At 54.5% G+C, this 16,162-nt stretch carries 13 protein-coding genes; 9 read left to right on the top strand and 4 right to left on the bottom strand.

Annotation, left to right across the window (positions count from 1 at the left end):
• Nucleotides 1-18: 18 nt before the first annotated feature.
• Both menA and pdxH read left to right on the top strand, forming a co-directional pair.
• The gene (gene menA, locus CHH28_RS15145) at nt 19-912 is read left to right on the top strand and encodes a 1,4-dihydroxy-2-naphthoate octaprenyltransferase (RefSeq protein ID WP_157729943.1); all 894 of its coding nucleotides are present in this window, start codon (nt 19-21) and stop codon (nt 910-912) included.
• Nucleotides 913-981: 69 nt separating this feature from the next.
• Nucleotides 982-1,620: a pyridoxamine 5'-phosphate oxidase gene (pdxH, locus tag CHH28_RS15140; RefSeq protein WP_094061098.1), complete on the top strand. Its 639-nt coding sequence runs from the start codon at nt 982-984 to the stop codon at nt 1,618-1,620.
• A gap of 249 nt (nt 1,621-1,869) precedes the next feature.
• Here pdxH and CHH28_RS15135 read toward each other — a convergent pair whose 3' ends face one another.
• A complete protein-coding gene (locus CHH28_RS15135; protein WP_094061097.1) occupies nt 1,870-2,784 on the bottom strand; it encodes a fructosamine kinase family protein in 915 nt (304 codons plus the stop codon).
• 251 nt (nt 2,785-3,035) lie between these two features.
• On the opposite strand from CHH28_RS15135, the gene CHH28_RS15130 reads away from it, so the two are divergent.
• On the top strand, nt 3,036-4,916 hold the full coding sequence (locus CHH28_RS15130) for a propionyl-CoA synthetase (RefSeq protein ID WP_094062104.1): 1,881 nt from the start codon (nt 3,036-3,038) through the stop codon (nt 4,914-4,916).
• Here the strand turns inward: CHH28_RS15130 and CHH28_RS15125 are convergent.
• The 3 genes from CHH28_RS15125 to CHH28_RS15115 form a co-directional block, all read right to left on the bottom strand.
• Complete coding sequence (locus CHH28_RS15125) at nt 4,913-5,365, bottom strand: flavodoxin family protein (protein WP_094061096.1); 453 nt, start codon at nt 5,363-5,365, stop codon at nt 4,913-4,915. The two genes, CHH28_RS15130 and CHH28_RS15125, sit on opposite strands and share 4 nt — an antisense overlap.
• A 23-nt stretch (nt 5,366-5,388) precedes the next feature.
• Nucleotides 5,389-6,306, bottom strand: a complete 918-nt coding sequence (uspE, locus tag CHH28_RS15120; RefSeq protein ID WP_094061095.1) for a universal stress protein UspE — start codon at nt 6,304-6,306, stop codon at nt 5,389-5,391.
• A 117-nt stretch (nt 6,307-6,423) separates the two neighbouring features.
• Nucleotides 6,424-7,293: a LysR family transcriptional regulator gene (locus CHH28_RS15115; protein ID WP_094061094.1), complete on the bottom strand. Its 870-nt coding sequence runs from the start codon at nt 7,291-7,293 to the stop codon at nt 6,424-6,426.
• Between the two features lie 114 nt (nt 7,294-7,407).
• Here CHH28_RS15115 and leuC point away from each other — a divergent pair, with 114 nt between their 5' ends.
• The 6 genes from leuC (at nt 7,408) to truA (ending at nt 16,091) form a co-directional block, all read left to right on the top strand.
• On the top strand, nt 7,408-8,826 hold the full coding sequence (gene leuC / locus CHH28_RS15110; protein WP_094061093.1) for a 3-isopropylmalate dehydratase large subunit: 1,419 nt from the start codon (nt 7,408-7,410) through the stop codon (nt 8,824-8,826).
• A gap of 10 nt (nt 8,827-8,836) precedes the next feature.
• Nucleotides 8,837-9,475 (top strand): 3-isopropylmalate dehydratase small subunit, encoded by a 639-nt coding sequence (leuD, locus tag CHH28_RS15105; RefSeq protein WP_094061092.1) that lies wholly within the window; start codon nt 8,837-8,839, stop codon nt 9,473-9,475.
• Between the two features lie 30 nt (nt 9,476-9,505).
• The gene (gene leuB / locus CHH28_RS15100) at nt 9,506-10,591 is read left to right on the top strand and encodes a 3-isopropylmalate dehydrogenase (RefSeq protein WP_094061091.1); all 1,086 of its coding nucleotides are present in this window, start codon (nt 9,506-9,508) and stop codon (nt 10,589-10,591) included.
• Nucleotides 10,592-10,594: 3 nt separating this feature from the next.
• On the top strand, nt 10,595-11,719 hold the full coding sequence (gene asd, locus CHH28_RS15095; protein ID WP_094061090.1) for an aspartate-semialdehyde dehydrogenase: 1,125 nt from the start codon (nt 10,595-10,597) through the stop codon (nt 11,717-11,719).
• 346 nt (nt 11,720-12,065) lie between these two features.
• The gene (locus CHH28_RS15090) at nt 12,066-15,263 is read left to right on the top strand and encodes a FimV/HubP family polar landmark protein (protein ID WP_094061089.1); all 3,198 of its coding nucleotides are present in this window, start codon (nt 12,066-12,068) and stop codon (nt 15,261-15,263) included.
• Nucleotides 15,264-16,091: a tRNA pseudouridine(38-40) synthase TruA gene (truA, locus tag CHH28_RS15085; protein WP_094061088.1), complete on the top strand. Its 828-nt coding sequence runs from the start codon at nt 15,264-15,266 to the stop codon at nt 16,089-16,091.
• The last annotated feature ends 71 nt before the right edge of the window (nt 16,092-16,162 follow it).

Below are 16,162 nucleotides of genomic sequence, written 5' to 3'. Positions count from 1 at the left end.
AAGGTTTGGTGGTATGCCATGCGCCCGAAAACCCTCCCTGCTGCCATTGCCCCAATAACACTGGGACAAGTGCTTGCTTGGGTGAACGCTCCGGCAGATACCTTCGATGTACGATTGATGAGCGCCATTTTTGCCTGTGCGCTGCTGTTGCAGATAGCCGTTAACTTTGCCAACGATGTGTTTGATTTTCGCGCCGGAGTGGACGGTGAACAGCGAGTTGGGCCCAAGCGGGCCGTGGCTCAAGGATGGCTGACGGCTAGTCAGCTATTCCTTGGTTTAGCTTTTGTGCTGATGTTAGCCATAGCCGCGGGGAGTTATTTAATTTGGCATGGCGGCGCCGTATTTGCCTGGTTGGGGGTGGCCTCGGTGGTCGCTTTGCTGGCCTACAGTGGCGGGCCATTGCCACTGGCATCCAATGCGCTCGGCGAGGTCACGGTATTTGTGTTTTTTGGGCTGGTCGCCGTGGCCGGTGGCTACCATTTGCACCACGAGTTTATTCCGCTGTTGGTGTGGGTGTCTGCGCTGCAGATGGGCTGTTTAACGGCGGCAATTATGTTGGTGAATAATCTGCGTGACTTGGACAACGACAAGGCGGCGAGCAAGCATACTTTGGCGGTTCGTTTGGGGCCTATGCGCAGCGAAGGCTTGTATCGTTGGTTGCTGCTGGTGCCTTTGGCGCTGCAGTGGCTGGTGGTCGAAACACAGATGCCGGATACCCAGCTGTCACTGGCGCAGCGGCTGCTGAGCACCAGTTTGTGGGTGTTGGTGCTATTTGGCAGTGTGCGATTGAGCTATTTAATTGCGCTGCGCAAGCAACACGCACTGAATCAGCAGTTGGCGCAGACTGCGGCGCTGACCTTACTATTTGCCATCGCCGCCAGTGCTGAGTGGGGGCTGCGCAGCGCAGTCTGATATGCATCAAGCTGCCGCTGCGGCAAAGTTGGTAGCGTTAACAACAGATGACATGGTTTGGAGAGAGTTATGGTTGATTTATGGGATGTGCGACGGGAATACACCCAAGGGCGTTTGGATGAAAGCACCGCGGCGGAAGATCCAATGACACAATTCCACGCTTGGTTTGAAGATTACCGCGCCACCGATCCCATTGAGCCAAACATCATGACCGTGGCGACGGTGGATGCAGATGGCCGACCTTGGCAGCGTGTTCTATTGCTGAAGTCCTACGATCAAAACGGATTGGTGTTTTTTACCAATTACGACAGCTACAAAGGTCAGCATTTAGCCAGTAATAATCAGGTGTGTTTGCACTTTTTCTGGTTGGAAAAGGAGCGCCAAGTACAAATCCAGGGGCGTGTGAGTAAGTTATCGCGCGAAGATTCCGGCCGTTACTTTCACTCGCGCCCGCGCCAAAGCCAGTTGGGTGCTTGGGCATCCCAGCAGAGCCGACCGATTGCTGATCGTGCCACGTTGGAGTCCGCTTATGCCGATGTTTCTGAGCGCTTCGACGGTCAGGATGTTCCACTGCCAGAATACTGGGGTGGCTTTCAAGTCACGCCAGAGCGTATGGAGTTCTGGCAGGGCGGTGCGCACCGGTTGCACGATCGATTGGAATACTCTCGCAGTGATGTCGTATGGAGCAAGCAGCGCTTAAACCCTTGATGTGAGCACAGGTTCCATTGATGTCACGGCCTGCCGCACGTGTGTTTGCGGCTAAGCCGGTGCCTGTGTGTCTGCGCCTGACGACTCATCCTGTTTAAGTTTTTATACCGTTATCTTGTCGCGCTGCTAGTGAGGCTCGTTGCCGTTTGCTTCGAGGTGGGCGGTTTGCACGGTTCAGTAAAAACCAAGCAAAAAAGCCACCTTCACAATCGATGAAGGTGGCAAAGGGGTTGTATGAAACAACGCCGATTAAATCAGGGTGATCAGTTCACGGCTGTGCTCGATGTAGGCGCCGCCGAACAACAGGCTGTGGTTGAGGGTGTGGTACAGCTGGTACAGCGGTCGGCGCTGATCGTAATCGCTGGCAATCGGCATCACCGCGGCATAGCCGTCATAAAAACGCTGCGGGAAGCGACCAAACAGCTCGGTCATGGCAAGGTCGGTTTCGTGATCGCCATAGTAGCTGGACGGATCGAATACCACGGCAAAACCCAGCTCTTTATCCGGATTGAACCCTATGTTGCCTGACCACAAGTCACCATGCAGCAAGGCTGGGGTTGGTTGGTGGTGTTGCAGTAAGTTCATGGATCGCTCCAGCGCCCGCTGCTGCTCACTGAAATGAATGCCTTGCTCAGCCAGCTGGGTAAACAAGGGCGCTAGGCGTTGTTGGGTAAAAAACTCAGCCCAGCTCGTCTGCCAGCGATTGTCCTGAGCGGTGCCGCCGCAGTAGGTCGTGCCGTCAAAGCCGTACTGCTGCTCGGTATTGCTGTGCAGCTGTGCTAATTGCTGTCCGGCCGATAACCAGTCACCGCCCATCACCATCGGCAGGAACTCGAGAATCAAATAACTGCAATCATCTACTTGAGCGCAAGCCAACGGCGCGCAGGTGGCCAATGTGTCGGTGCTTTTGATCAACGACAACGCCTTTGCTTCGGCCTGATACACCGGCAGGTTGTCAGCGCGGTGGCGTTTTATAAAGTACGCACCGGCGTGGGTCTGTACCTTGTAAAAGCTCTGTTGACCTGAGCGGTGGTGGCTGGCCCCCTCGATATGCAGAGCGGCCGGGAACAGCCATTGTTGCTCTACGGCATGCTCAATAATGCTCAGCAGTTCAGGGTGGCTGATATCCGGTGAAATGGTGGCGTGTGCGGTTTGGCTGGCCATAGCAGTGTCCAGAATTGAATCAACGTGATCAGTCTAGGGAAAGAGGGGCCCCTCCAACCCTCGATTAGTTAACAAAATATCATTTTCATCAATTGCGACTAAGTATTTCTTCGACCTTAGTGGCTGCCCCCTTGGTCGAATAGTACTGCTTGGTCGACCTGACCTATGGTGGTGACAGAAATCAGCGCAACGTCATGCGTTCCGTGTGGCATTGGTGTGCGCAGCTCAGTCGGCAAACGGAGATCACGACCATGACTTATCAGCATGAATACCAGGCTTCTATCGATACGCCGGAGCTGTTCTGGCGCCAGCAAGCGGATGCGATTCATTGGTTTCGTGAGCCGAGCACCATTCTGGCCAAGGATGAGATGGGCATTGATCGCTGGTTTGTCGATGGTGAGCTAAACACCGCCTACCTGGCATTGGATCATCACGTACTCAATGGCAGAGCGGAGCACACAGCACTGATTTACGACTCTCCGGTCACCCAGCAAAGGGTGCGTTACACCTACGCACAACTGACAGAACAAGTGGCTTTGTTTGCCGGCGTGTTAAAAGACGCTGGCGTCGGCCGCGGTGATCGAGTGGTGATTTACATGCCCATGGTGCCTGAGGCGGCGATTGCCATGCTGGCCTGTGCGCGCTTAGGCTCCGTGCATTCGGTGGTGTTTGGTGGTTTTGCCGCTCATGAGTTGGCGATTCGGTTGGATGACGCTAAGCCGGTGGTGGTGGTGTCCGCTTCCTGCGGTATCGAGGTCGATCGGTTGATCGAATACAAACCCATCGTGGATGAGGCCATCGAGTTGGCGCAGCACAAACCAAACACCTGCATTGTTCTGCAGCGCCCACAGTGCCTGTGTGACCTTGTCGACGGCCGCGACCTGGATTGGCAACAGGCCATGATCGCAGCCCAGCCTGCAGATTGCGTACCCGTTCGGGCGACTGATCCGCTGTACATCCTGTATACCTCCGGTACTACGGGTAAACCCAAAGGTGTGGTGCGGGACAACGGTGGTCATGCGGTGGCGATGAACTACAGCATGGCGACGGTGTACGACATGCATCCAGGTGATGTGTTTTGGGCGGCATCGGATGTCGGTTGGGTCGTTGGACATTCCTACATTGTCTATGCCCCCCTAATTCGTGGTTGCACCACGGTGTTGTACGAGGGCAAGCCGGTGCGCACCCCGGATGCCGGTGCCTTTTGGCGCGTCTGTGCCGACTACCAGGTCAAGGGCATCTTTGCCGCGCCAACAGCGTTTCGGGCGATTCGAAAAGAAGACCCAGAGTGTCGCTTGGCGGCGCAATACGATCTTTCTGCTTTAAAAACCGTGTTTATGGCCGGTGAGCGTCTCGATCCCCCCACATATGACTGGGTGAAAACCCACATTCAGCGGCCAATTGTCGATCACTGGTGGCAAACTGAAACAGGCTGGGCGATTGCGGGCAATCATATGGGGCTAGAGCCGGCCGAACCTAAAGCGGGGTCGGTGACGCGGCCATCGCCGGGATACAACGTACAGATCTTGGATGTCAAGGGCATGCCCGTTGCCAGGGGTGAGCAGGGCAGTATCGCCATTCGTTTGCCGCTGCCGCCAGGATGTTTGCCGACAATTTGGGGCAATCACGAGCGCTTTATGAACGGCTATCTGAATACCTACCCTGGTTACTATGTCACCGGCGATGGCGGCATGCTGGACGCCGACAATTATTTGTTCGTATTAGGGCGCACGGACGACATCATTAACGTGGCTGGGCATCGTTTGTCGACCGGTGAAATGGAGGAAGTCGTCGCTGGGCATGAGGCGGTTGCTGAATGCGCGGTCGTTGGGTGTGCCAGTGAACTGAAAGGCGAAGAGCCACTCGGACTGGTGCTGTTGAAGGATGGTGTGCACATCTGTGAAGACGAGCTGCGCCAGCAGTTGATTGAACGTGTGCGCGACAACATTGGTGCTGTCGCTAGTTTCAAACAGGCAGTGGTGGTGTCGCGCTTGCCAAAAACGCGCTCGGGCAAAATCTTACGTAAGGTGCTGCGTAATATCGCCAATGGCGAGGACTATCAGACACCGTCCACCATTGATGATCCGGCCTGCTTACAGGAAATCGAAGACGTGCTGCAGCGCCAGCGTTAAATCATGCCCTGCTCAAGGGCGTAGCCCATGGCTTCGCCCAGCTGCTGCGCTTGCTGGATAAAGTCGGCTTGCCAATCACCGCGCAGTAACAATACCGGCTGCACCCAGCGCCAGCGCAGTCCCGTGGTGATGGTTTTCAGTGCTTGTTGAGTGCCAGTGCCGTCGTGCCCTGCGCGAACGACGGCAGCAATGGGCTTGCCTTGGGTGTGATCCAAGCATGGGTAGTAGATGCGATCAAACCAGTCTTTCATGGCGCCGCTCATATAGCCCAGATTCTCTGGTGTCAGCAAAATCAGCGCATCGGCATTCAGCGCCGCGTTTGCGTCCGCCTCCAGCGGAGACAGCACGCTGACGCTGATGTCAGCCTGAGCCGCACCCTCCTGCAGAACCCGCGCCAATGCGCTTAGGTTCGAGGAGGGTGCATGAGCGATCACAGTGAGTTGGCGCATGTTAGTGTGCTGCTGACGACGTTTTAGTCGGCATCGGGTTTGACGCCGTCATCGGGCTTGATCACCAATACATCGCAATCGACTTTGTCGACCAACAGCTCAGCGGTATTGCCCAGAAGAACACCGGCTAACCCTTCACGGCCAACGGTGCCGACGACCACCAGATCCGCCTGCAGCGACTTGGCGAAACGCGCAATCACATCGTCGGCATCGCCTTCATCAATGTGCACGTGATCGTCATTGATATTGAACTTGTTTGCCCAGTCGGCGCAGGCCTCCTGATGCTGCTCGAGAATGTACTTTTGTACATCATCGGGCGCAGTGACTTCCGGTACCATGGCAAAGGCGACGGATACCAGCGGGTAAGCGTTGGCCAAGTGTAAATCGGTATCAAAATGATCGGCCAAATGCTCGGCGTAGGACAGGATGTTGTCGTTGATCAAGATATGGCCTTCGTCGCCCGACGTGGCATCGATGGAGGCCAAAACCCGGTTGTGTTGCCAGGGTTTGTTGTTTTTCACCAGCAGTACTGGCGCTGGGCAGTGGCGCAGCAGGTTCCAGTCGGTGTGGGTAAAAATACGGTCCATCAACGAGTGCTCGTGGGTGCCCTTGATCACCAGGTCGTATTCTTGGTCGCGCATCGACTCAATCACTGCGTCATGCAGGTGTTTTTGCCAGTGCACTTCGGTGCGTACCTTGACGTCTGTGTCTTCGACAAAGCTTTCTATCCAAGCAGTGGATTTGTTAATCAGCGCTTCTTTGATGCGCAGGCGAGTGTCGGCATCAATCGATGATTGATCGTCGCAATAGGCCTCGTAAGTGGCGGTGAGCAGCGTCAAATCGGCCTTGAGTGCGCTGGCCAGCCACAGTGCCCGGTCCAAGGCATGCTGCTTCAAATGCTCGTTATCCAGTACGACCAAGATGTGGTTAATGTCTAGCATGGTGTCTCCTTAAATGGGCGAGTCGCCGCATTTGGTAATCCTTTTAGGTTGCGAGCAGGCGCAACGGCTCTATGACGACAGGCTAGCGTTGATTGTCGTGAGCAACATTGTTGTGCATCAAGATGGCGGCGGCAACAGCTGCAGCAGTGCTTGGGCGGCGTTGCTCAAGGTGCGTTGTCTTAGGCGCACAATGCCTAAGTTACGTACCAGGGTTTCGCCTGGCCAGTTCAGCTCGACAAGCTGCGCATCGACCATGCTGCGTGGAATGACACTCCAGCCGAGCCCCACCGACACCATCATTTTGATGGTTTCTAGGTAGTTGGTCGGCATAGAGTTAATCAGCGACAACTGGCGTTCACGAAACGGGGCGGCGATGAGATCAAACGTAATGGTGTTGGCTTCAGGCAATATCGCGGGATACTGTGCCAGTTGCTCCAGGCTGGGGTGGTTTATCTGAGCCAGTGGGTGGTTCGGAGCGCATACACACACCAGCGAATCACGCCAGCGAATGGATTGCTCAATATTGTCGGGCGGTGACTCCATCAAAGTGGTGAGTGCCAGATCGACTTGGCGTTTTTGTACGGCTTCGTAGGCACCCTCGGAACCTAGAAACTGCAGCTGTAATTGCGCTTGCGGGTAGCGCTGAGAAAACTCACGCAAGTAGGGCGGCAGGCGGTGTAGGCCAATGTGGTGGCTGGTGGCCATGGACAAGGTGCCAGATACCTCGTCTGACAGGTTGTCTAGCGCCAGGCGCGCGTCTGTCATCAGCTCAACGATTTGGCGCGCCTTGGGCAACAAGACTCGACCACTTTCTGTCAGGCTGATGGTGCGATTGTGGCGATCAAATAACTGGCAGGAGAGCTGCTGCTCCAGTTGCTGCACGCGCTTGCTGATTGCCGATTGGCTGAGGTGCAACGCCTCGGCCGCCAATGAAAACGAGCGATGCTCGACCACGGCCAGAAATGCCAGCAGGGATTGTGTGTCCATTGGTGGTGGGTCTCTATTCCAGTTTGGAATTCATGCTAGCAAAAATATGAATTTATGTTGTTGTTTTGCTGGCGTATAGTGCCCTAATACCGTGAATAACAAGCAGGAGGTCACATGGCCGGACAAACCCTTTACGACAAATTGTGGCAGCAGCATGTGGTCAAGCAGCGCGATGATGGCACGGCGCTGCTGTATATCGATCGCCAGTTGTTGCATGAAGTGACGTCACCACAGGCGTTCGAAGGGTTGCGTATTGCAGGCCGCCAGCCATGGCGCTTGGATGCCAATTTGGCCACTCCTGATCACAACGTACCGACCACACCGGTTGAGCGTCGCAGTGGCATCGATGGCATTCAAGATCCGGTGTCGCGTATCCAGGTAAAAACCTTGGACGAAAACTGCGACGCCTTTGGTATTGAAGAATTCAAAATGGGCGATGTACGTCAGGGTATCGTGCACGTGGTTGGTCCGGAGCAGGGAGCGACCTTGCCTGGCATGACCGTGGTGTGCGGCGATTCACACACCGCTACGCATGGCGCCTTTGCCGCTCTGGCTCATGGCATTGGCACCTCTGAAGTGGAGCACGTGTTGGCCACTCAGTGCCTTATTCAGCGCAAGATGAAAAATTTGCTGATTCAGGTCGACGGCGAGCTGGGCGCTGGTATCACCGGCAAAGATGTAGTGCTGCATGTGATCGGCATTATTGGCACGGCAGGCGGCACAGGTTACGCCATGGAATTTGGTGGCAGCGCCATTCGCTCTATGAGCATGGAAGGGCGTATGACCATGTGTAACATGGCGATTGAGGCCGGTGCGCGCGTTGGTATGGTGGCGTTTGATGACATCACTGCCGACTATATCCAAGGCCGTCCTTATGCGCCGGCTGGCGATTTGTGGCAGCGTGCTGTGGATGCTTGGCGGGATTTGAAATCCGACCATGATGCAGCTTTTGATAAGGTCGTGACCATTAATGCAGCTGACATTCGACCGCAGGTCACCTGGGGCACGTCGCCTGAAATGGTCACCACCATCGATGGCACCGTACCGCATGTCGACGATGGCGAAGACGATACCCAGCGCAGTGCCATTCGCCGTGCCCACGAATACATGGGCTTAACCGGCGGGCAGAAAATCACCGACATTCAGCTTGATCGTGTGTTTATCGGCTCGTGCACCAATAGCCGTATTGAGGATTTGCGCGCCGCAGCAGCGGTGGCCAAGGGCAAGCGTGTCGCTTCTTCGGTAAAGCAGGCTCTGGTGGTGCCTGGTTCTGGTTTGGTCAAGCAGCAAGCCGAAGCCGAAGGCTTGGATAAAGTATTTACCGATGCTGGTTTTGAATGGCGCGAGCCGGGCTGCTCCATGTGTCTGGCGATGAACGCCGATAAGTTGGGTTCGGGTGAGCACTGTGCGTCCACGTCAAACCGTAATTTCGAAGGGCGCCAGGGCTATGGTGGTCGCACCCATTTGGTCAGTCCAGCGATGGCGGCAGCGGCGGCCATCGCCGGCCATTTCGTTGATGTGCGTGAGTTTTAAGGAGGCAGCCATGAAATCATTTACTGTACATACCGGCATTGCAGCGCCGATGGATCGCGCCAACGTTGATACCGATATGATCATTCCAAAGCAGTTCCTTAAATCCATCAAACGCAGTGGCTTTGGCCCGAATTTATTTGATGAGCTGCGCTACCTCGATGAAGGGCAGCCGGATGCGGATAACAGCGGCCGTCCATTGAATCCAGAATTTGTATTGAATTTGCCGCGCTATCAAGGGGCCTCGGTGTTGCTGGCGCGTGAGAATTTTGGTTGTGGTTCCAGTCGTGAGCATGCACCTTGGGCTTTGGACGACTTCGGCTTTCGAGCGGTTATCGCGCCCAGTTTTGCCGATATTTTTTATAACAACTGCTTTAAAAATGGGCTGCTGCCGATCGTCTTGGATGAGCGCACGGTTGATCGCTTATTCGATGAAGTGCAAAACAACGAAGGCTATCAATTAACCATTGATCTTGAGCATCGCCACGTTAAAACGCCGTCTGGTGACACCATTGATTTTGAGGTGGATGAATTTCGTCGTCACTGTTTGCTCAATGGCCTGGATGATATCGGTTTGACGCTTCAAGATGCCGAAGCGATTCGCGCTTATGAGCAGCAGCGCCGGCAGCAGGCCCCGTGGTTATTTCGTTAATTAAACCGTATTTAGAAATCAGGATTGGTTATGTCTCAGCAAGTATTGATTTTACCCGGCGATGGTATTGGCCCTGAAATTGTTGTCGAAGCACAAAAGGTTTTGGACGTTGTTAACAGCAAGTTCAATCTCGGTTTGGTGTGCGACGAAGCCTTGGTTGGTGGCGCTGCATACGACGAATTCGGCTCGCCTTTACCAGAATCCACGTTGGCCAAAGCGCAAGCGGCAGATGCGATATTGTTAGGCGCTGTCGGCGGCCCTAAGTGGGATAATCTGGAAGATCGGGAGCTGCGTCCAGAAAAGGGCTTGCTGGGGCTGCGCTCTGGCCTGGAGTTATTTGGTAACTTGCGTCCAGCGATTTTATACCCGCAGTTGGCGGCGGCCTCGTCGTTGAAGCCGGAGGTAGTCTCGGGTCTCGATATTTTGATCGTACGCGAATTGACCGGTGGTATCTATTTTGGCCAGCCGCGCGGTATTCGTACGTTAGAAAATGGCGAGCGTGAAGGATTTAATACCTACGTTTACAGTGAATCTGAAATTCGTCGCATCGCCCGTGTGGCATTTGAATCTGCGCGTAAGCGCAATAAAAAATTATGCTCAGTGGACAAGGCCAATGTGCTGGAAGTGACGGTGCTGTGGCGTGAAGTGCTTGAGCAAATGGCGCCTGAGTATCCAGATGTTGAGCTGTCGCATATGTATGTTGATAACGCTGCCATGCAGTTGGTGCGTGCGCCAAAACAGTTTGATGTCATGGTGACGGGGAATATGTTTGGCGACATTTTATCCGACGCGGCTGCCATGCTGACGGGCTCCATTGGCATGCTGCCATCGGCATCGCTGGATAAAAACAACAAAGGCATGTACGAGCCTTGTCACGGCTCTGCACCTGATATTGCCGGGCAGGGAATCGCCAATCCGTTGGCGACGATTTTGTCAGCGGCCATGATGTTGCGTTACTCTCTTAACCACGCGCAGGCGGCGGATGCCATTGAGGCAGCCGTGAGTGATGTTCTGGATCAAGGTCTGCGCACCGCCGATATATATTCGGAAGGAACACACAAAGTAAGTACTCAACACATGGGCGAAGCGGTGGTTGCTGCTTTGCAAAAGGGGTAAAAAATGGCTTTGAAAAAAGTAGGTTTGGTTGGCTGGCGCGGCATGGTGGGCTCTGTTTTGATGGAGCGCATGCAGCAAGAACAGGACTTTTCGCTGATTGAACCTACCTTCTTTACCACATCGCAAGCAGGCCAGGCGGCGCCAGACGTTGCCGGCAAAGACGCCGGTGTGCTGCAAGATGCCTTCAGTATTGAAACCTTGGCGCAGCAGGATGTCATCATTACCTGCCAAGGCGGTGATTACACCAAGCAAGTGTATCAGCCATTGCGTGATGCCGGTTGGCAAGGTTACTGGATTGATGCTGCGTCGGCGCTGCGCATGGATGATGACGCCGTCATCGTTCTGGACCCTGTCAATGGCGAGCAGATTCGTCGTGCGATGGCCGAGGGTGGCAAGACCTTCGTCGGTGGTAATTGCACGGTATCTTTGATGTTGCTGGCGCTCGGCGGTTTGTTTGAGCACGACCTGGTTGAATGGGTGTCGCCAATGACGTATCAGGCGGCATCAGGCTCGGGCGCCAAACATATGCGTGAGCTGATTAGCCAAATGGGCGCAATACACGCGTCGGTGGCCGAAAAAGTGGATGACCCTGCCACAGCTATTTTGGATATCGACCGTCAGGTGGCGGATTTTATTCGCAGTGACGACATGCCACAGCAGCAATTTGGTGTGCCGCTGGCGGGCAGCTTGATTCCTTACATTGATAGCCAGCTGGACAGCGGTCAGTCGCGTGAGGAATGGAAGGCGCAGGTCGAAGCCAATAAAATTCTTGGCAGCTCGAACGCTCCGGTGCCAATTGATGGCTTGTGTGTGCGCGTAGGTGCTATGCGCTGCCATAGCCAGGCCATCACCTTGAAGCTGAAAAAGGATCTGCCGTTGGCGGAAATCGAACGCTTGCTGGATCAGCACAATGAATGGGTGAAAGTGATTGCAGATGAGCGTGAGGTCACCATGCGTGAGCTAACGCCTGCTAAAGTCACTGGTACTTTGTCCATTCCGGTGGGGCGCATTCGTAAATTGGCCATGGGTCCAGAGTACATTTCTGCGTTCACCGTGGGCGATCAGTTGCTCTGGGGAGCGGCTGAACCCTTGCGTCGAACCTTGCGAATCTTGCTGGCTGACGCATAATGACGAGCGGGGTTTTCCCGCTTTTCATGAACTCCATCTCATTTCTCGCCTAAGCTCTTCTTGTAACAAGAGATTTGTCACATCACGCAAAGCCAAAAGATTGCGCTATGCTGTTTTATATTTGATACTTAGCCACGCTTATTAAGGGAATATATAAGGAATCCGTGCTATTGAGGCCAGTTTTGTCCAGGTTGTTCGGCGCAACTTGGCAAGTTGCTTCGAAGCGTAGTTTGCACACGGAACCTATTGCCAAAGCTGGGTTAGGATTATCTGAATTAACGATGTTGAATAATTTCAGCGATTGTTACCGACAGTCGCATCGCCGTGAAAAACAAGGAAGCAATGAATGAAGCGCCTACTTGCGAACACTTTAATGCTGGCCGGTGGCCTGACCATATCAGGTCACACTCTGGCGTTGGGGTTGGGAGAGCTGGAACTCGATTCTGCTCTGAATCAGCCTTTGAAAGCCGAGATTAGCCTGGTCGAAGCGGAAGACTTATCGCAGTGGGAGATTAAGCCTAAGCTGGCCTCGCCGCAGGACTTCGAAAACGCTGGCGTTGATCGGGTATTCTTCCTCACCAAAATCGACTTTAAAGTCGACGGCGACAAAATCGTATTGTCGACGCGTGAACCTGTCACGGAGCCATTTCTAAACTTCTTAGTGGAATTGAACTGGCCTGCTGGGCGAGTGCTGCGTGAATATACGGTGTTGCTCGATCCGCCGGTGTTTGCAGAAGACTCAGTGGCGCCATTGGCGATAACGACGCCGGCCACTGTCGACAGTGTGTACGTTGAACAGCCAGGCAGTGAAACAGTCGAGCGCACAGAAGTGGTCACTTCGGGCATGGCCGTGGATCGCCAAGACTGGACTCAAGAGCCTTCTGAGCCCGGTACTTACAAGGTGAAGCAAAACGACACTTTATGGAATATCGCGTTGCAAACGCGCCCAGATCGCAGCGTTTCTCCGCAGCGTATGATGGTGGCCATACAGCAAGCCAACCCTGATGCGTTTATTGGAGGAAATATCAATCGCTTAAAAACGCACAAAGTGCTGCGCATTCCTGCGGCTGATGAGTTGCAGACGATTGCTGAGCAGCAAGCGTTGGCGGAAGTGGCACGCCAAAATAAAGATTTGACCGCATCGGCTGCTCAGTTGAGTGCTACCGGTCGTTCTACCTCAGCCGAGCCTAGTGCGATGAGCGAAGGCGACGGTGAGGTGCGTTTGCTGTCTCCTTCAGAGAAGCAACAGGATATCGCCGGCAGCAGCGGTGAAGTCGCCAGCGACATGTCAGACGGTCGCCAGCAAGCGCTGGAAAACGATCTGGCCATCGCGATGGAAGATTTGGATAGTAGCCGTCGTGAAAACCAAGAGCTGCGCGAGCGCTTGCAAGCGTTAGAAGAGCAGATTGAAACCCTGCAAAGCCTGATCACATTGAAAGATGACCAGTTGGCGAACATGCAGTTGCCAACTGAGTCGGACGACAGTGTTGGCGAGCAGCCGTACGACACGGCCAATGAGACAGGCATGGCCGACGAGACAGACATGGGCGGTGAGCTGCAGGACAGCAGCGGTCAGGACGACAGTATTGACTTTAATTACAGCGAGCCCGCTGCCGAAGAACCAGCGCAGCAGTCCGTTCCTGAGCCTCAAGCTGAAGTCGAGCCGACACCTTCTGTTGATGAGCTGGCCGCTGCCGAAGAGCGGCGGCGGCAGCTGGCGGAGCGCATCGCGCGCGAATCTCAGCAGGCTCAGCCTTCCATTATCGATACCCTTCTTAGCCCAGTTACACTGGGCATTAGTGCATTAGTGCTGGGCCTTCTTGCTTTGCTGGGCTTCCGCGTTGCGAAAAAGCGTAAAGAAGCTGCCGCTGACGCTGAAGATGCCATTGAAGTACCTGAATCAGAGATCAACCCATCTGCCGACGCAGGTCAGCTGGATGACTTTGATTTTGATGCCGATGATCAGCTGGACAAAGAGCCGGTCGATTTGTCCGACGATGCTGAGCCGCTGGCCGGCCTTGACGAAGCGACAGACGAAGGCGACGAGTTCAGCCCGGTTGCGCAAACGGAAGACGTCATTAGCGAGTCAGATATTTACATCGCTTATGGCAAGTTTGATCAGGCCATTGAGCTGCTGACCGGCGCCATCGAAGATGAACCAAGTCGCACCGACTTGCGCCTTAAATTGCTTGAAGTGCTGGTGGAAATGGACGACAGTCAGGCCTTTGCCGAAGCGGAAGGTGCGCTGAATATGCTTGGTGACCATCAGGCCAGCTCACAAGCAGAGCAAATGCGCTCGCGCCTGTCGTCACCGCAAGCACCAACCGGTGCAGCAGGCATGGCTGCCGCTGCGCCAGGAAGTCTAGAAACTGATGTGCCAGAACTGGACGACGGCCTGGCTGATGAGTTCAATCAGGGATTGGATTTCTCAGATGCTTTGGACATGTCCGACTCTGGCCAAACTTCCGACAATGTCGAAGATATCTTTGCTAACACCGACAGTGCTGATGACAGCACGGATGCATTGGACTTCGATGCGTCTCTCGACTTGGGTGCGGACGATGCCGCCGATGACTTAGGCAGCGACAGTCTGGAAGATGTGCCTACGTTGGATCTGGATGCGGACTTGGGTGATTCTCTTGATTTCGACCTCAATGATTCGTCGCTAGAAACAGATGATGGCGTTGACGACTTGGCTGCAGAGTTGCCGCAAGCTGACAGCGACGAGGACGGTCTCGAGTTCGACTTAAGCGATTTCGGCACTGACGGCTCTGCTGATGCTGATGAAGCACCGGTGCTGGATGTGGCTGATGCTGAAGGCGATGACAATTCACTGGAGTTTGATCTAGGCGCCTTGCAAGATGAAGGCACTGAGGAGTCTGAGTTAACTGACGTTCCCGAGTTGCCAGTCGAAGACGACAACGTCGTCGACTTTGCGGCGGCAGAGACGGATGCCAGTGAAGAGCTGGGCGCTGATGATGCCTTGGCAGAGTTAGAAGCCGAGCTTGAGCAGTCGTCGTTCGATGCTGAGCCGGCCGCTGAAGCTGCCCAAGATGGTATTGAAGAAGTCACCGATGCCGGCGACTTTATGGCCGAGCTGGAAACGCTGTCAGACACTACAACTGACGAAGGTGATGATCCGGGCGACTTCGACTTGTCTGCCGATATGGCCGAGTTGGATGACGATTTGGGTGATTTTTCTGCCGGCTCTGAGTCCGATGAGTTGCCCACGCTCGAGGCTGAAGCCGATGCTGAGCCTGAGCTTGAAGCTGCTTCGGTAGATTCTGAGCCAATGCCTGCTGAGGCGCCGTCTGCGGGTGGTCGCTCAACTGATGACATAGATTTGGATGAACTGGCCGCTGCTGACGATGAGTTTGATTTCCTGGCCGGTACCGATGAATGTGCGACCAAGCTCGACTTGGCGCGTGCTTACATTGATATGGAAGATGCAGACGGCGCTAAAGAGTTGCTGCAAGAAGTCATTCAGGAAGGCAGTGATCAGCAGAAACAAGAAGCACGTAGCATGATGGATAACATGAGCTAAATGTCAGACGTAAAACGCTATGCCGCCGTGGTGGAGTATAACGGTAGTTATTTCCACGGCTGGCAACGGCAGAAACATCACAACGAACCTACCGTACAGGCCGCTCTCGAAGCGGCCATTTCTTTTGTTGCTAACCACCCCGTCAGCGTTTTTTGTGCCGGGCGCACCGACGCGGGCGTGCACGCTTGCCGTCAAGTTATTCACTTTGATACCACATCACAGCGCAGTGACTATGGCTGGTTGATGGGCATCAATACCAATCTACCGATGGGAGTGGCGGTGCAGTGGCTGGGCGAAGTTGAACCCGAGTTTCATGCTCGCTTTAACGCCTGTGGTCGACACTATCGCTACATCATCAATAACGCTGCGGTAAAGCCAGCTTTGTTGCATGATCAGATGACTTGGTGGCGCTACCCGCTGGATGCAACCTTGATGCACGATGCTGCTCAGGCCCTGTTGGGGGAGCATGACTTTAGTGCTTTCCGAGCGCGTGACTGCCAGGCCAATTCACCGGTGAAGACCATGCATCGCGTGTCTGTGCGCCGTTTTGGAACCTTGCTGGTGGTGGAGCTGCACGCCAGTGCGTTTCTCTACCATATGGTGCGTAATATTTTGGGTGTGTTATTGCCTATTGGGCAATCTCGACAGCCAGTTTCCTGGATGGCAGAGGTGCTGGCCAGCTGTGATCGTCGCCAGGCAGGCATTACGGCGCCGGGCGAGGGGTTGTATTTCGTTGGTGTGGATTACCCAGGGGAGCATGGGATCCCATGCCAGCCGGCGGGTCCGACGCTGATGACTCCCTTTCTGGATCACCATGGCGCACAATAACCTGGCTCATTAATAATTGGTGTCGGTGTTGCTATCGCTACGGAGGCGATCGGCAGCACCGTTCGAGCGGA

This window comes from Bacterioplanes sanyensis (assembly GCF_002237535.1).
Lineage (GTDB): Bacteria > Pseudomonadota > Gammaproteobacteria > Pseudomonadales > Oceanobacteraceae > Bacterioplanes > Bacterioplanes sanyensis_A.
The sequence above is the reverse complement of the archived record's forward strand: the minus strand, read 5'-3'. Positions and strand labels throughout refer to the sequence as shown.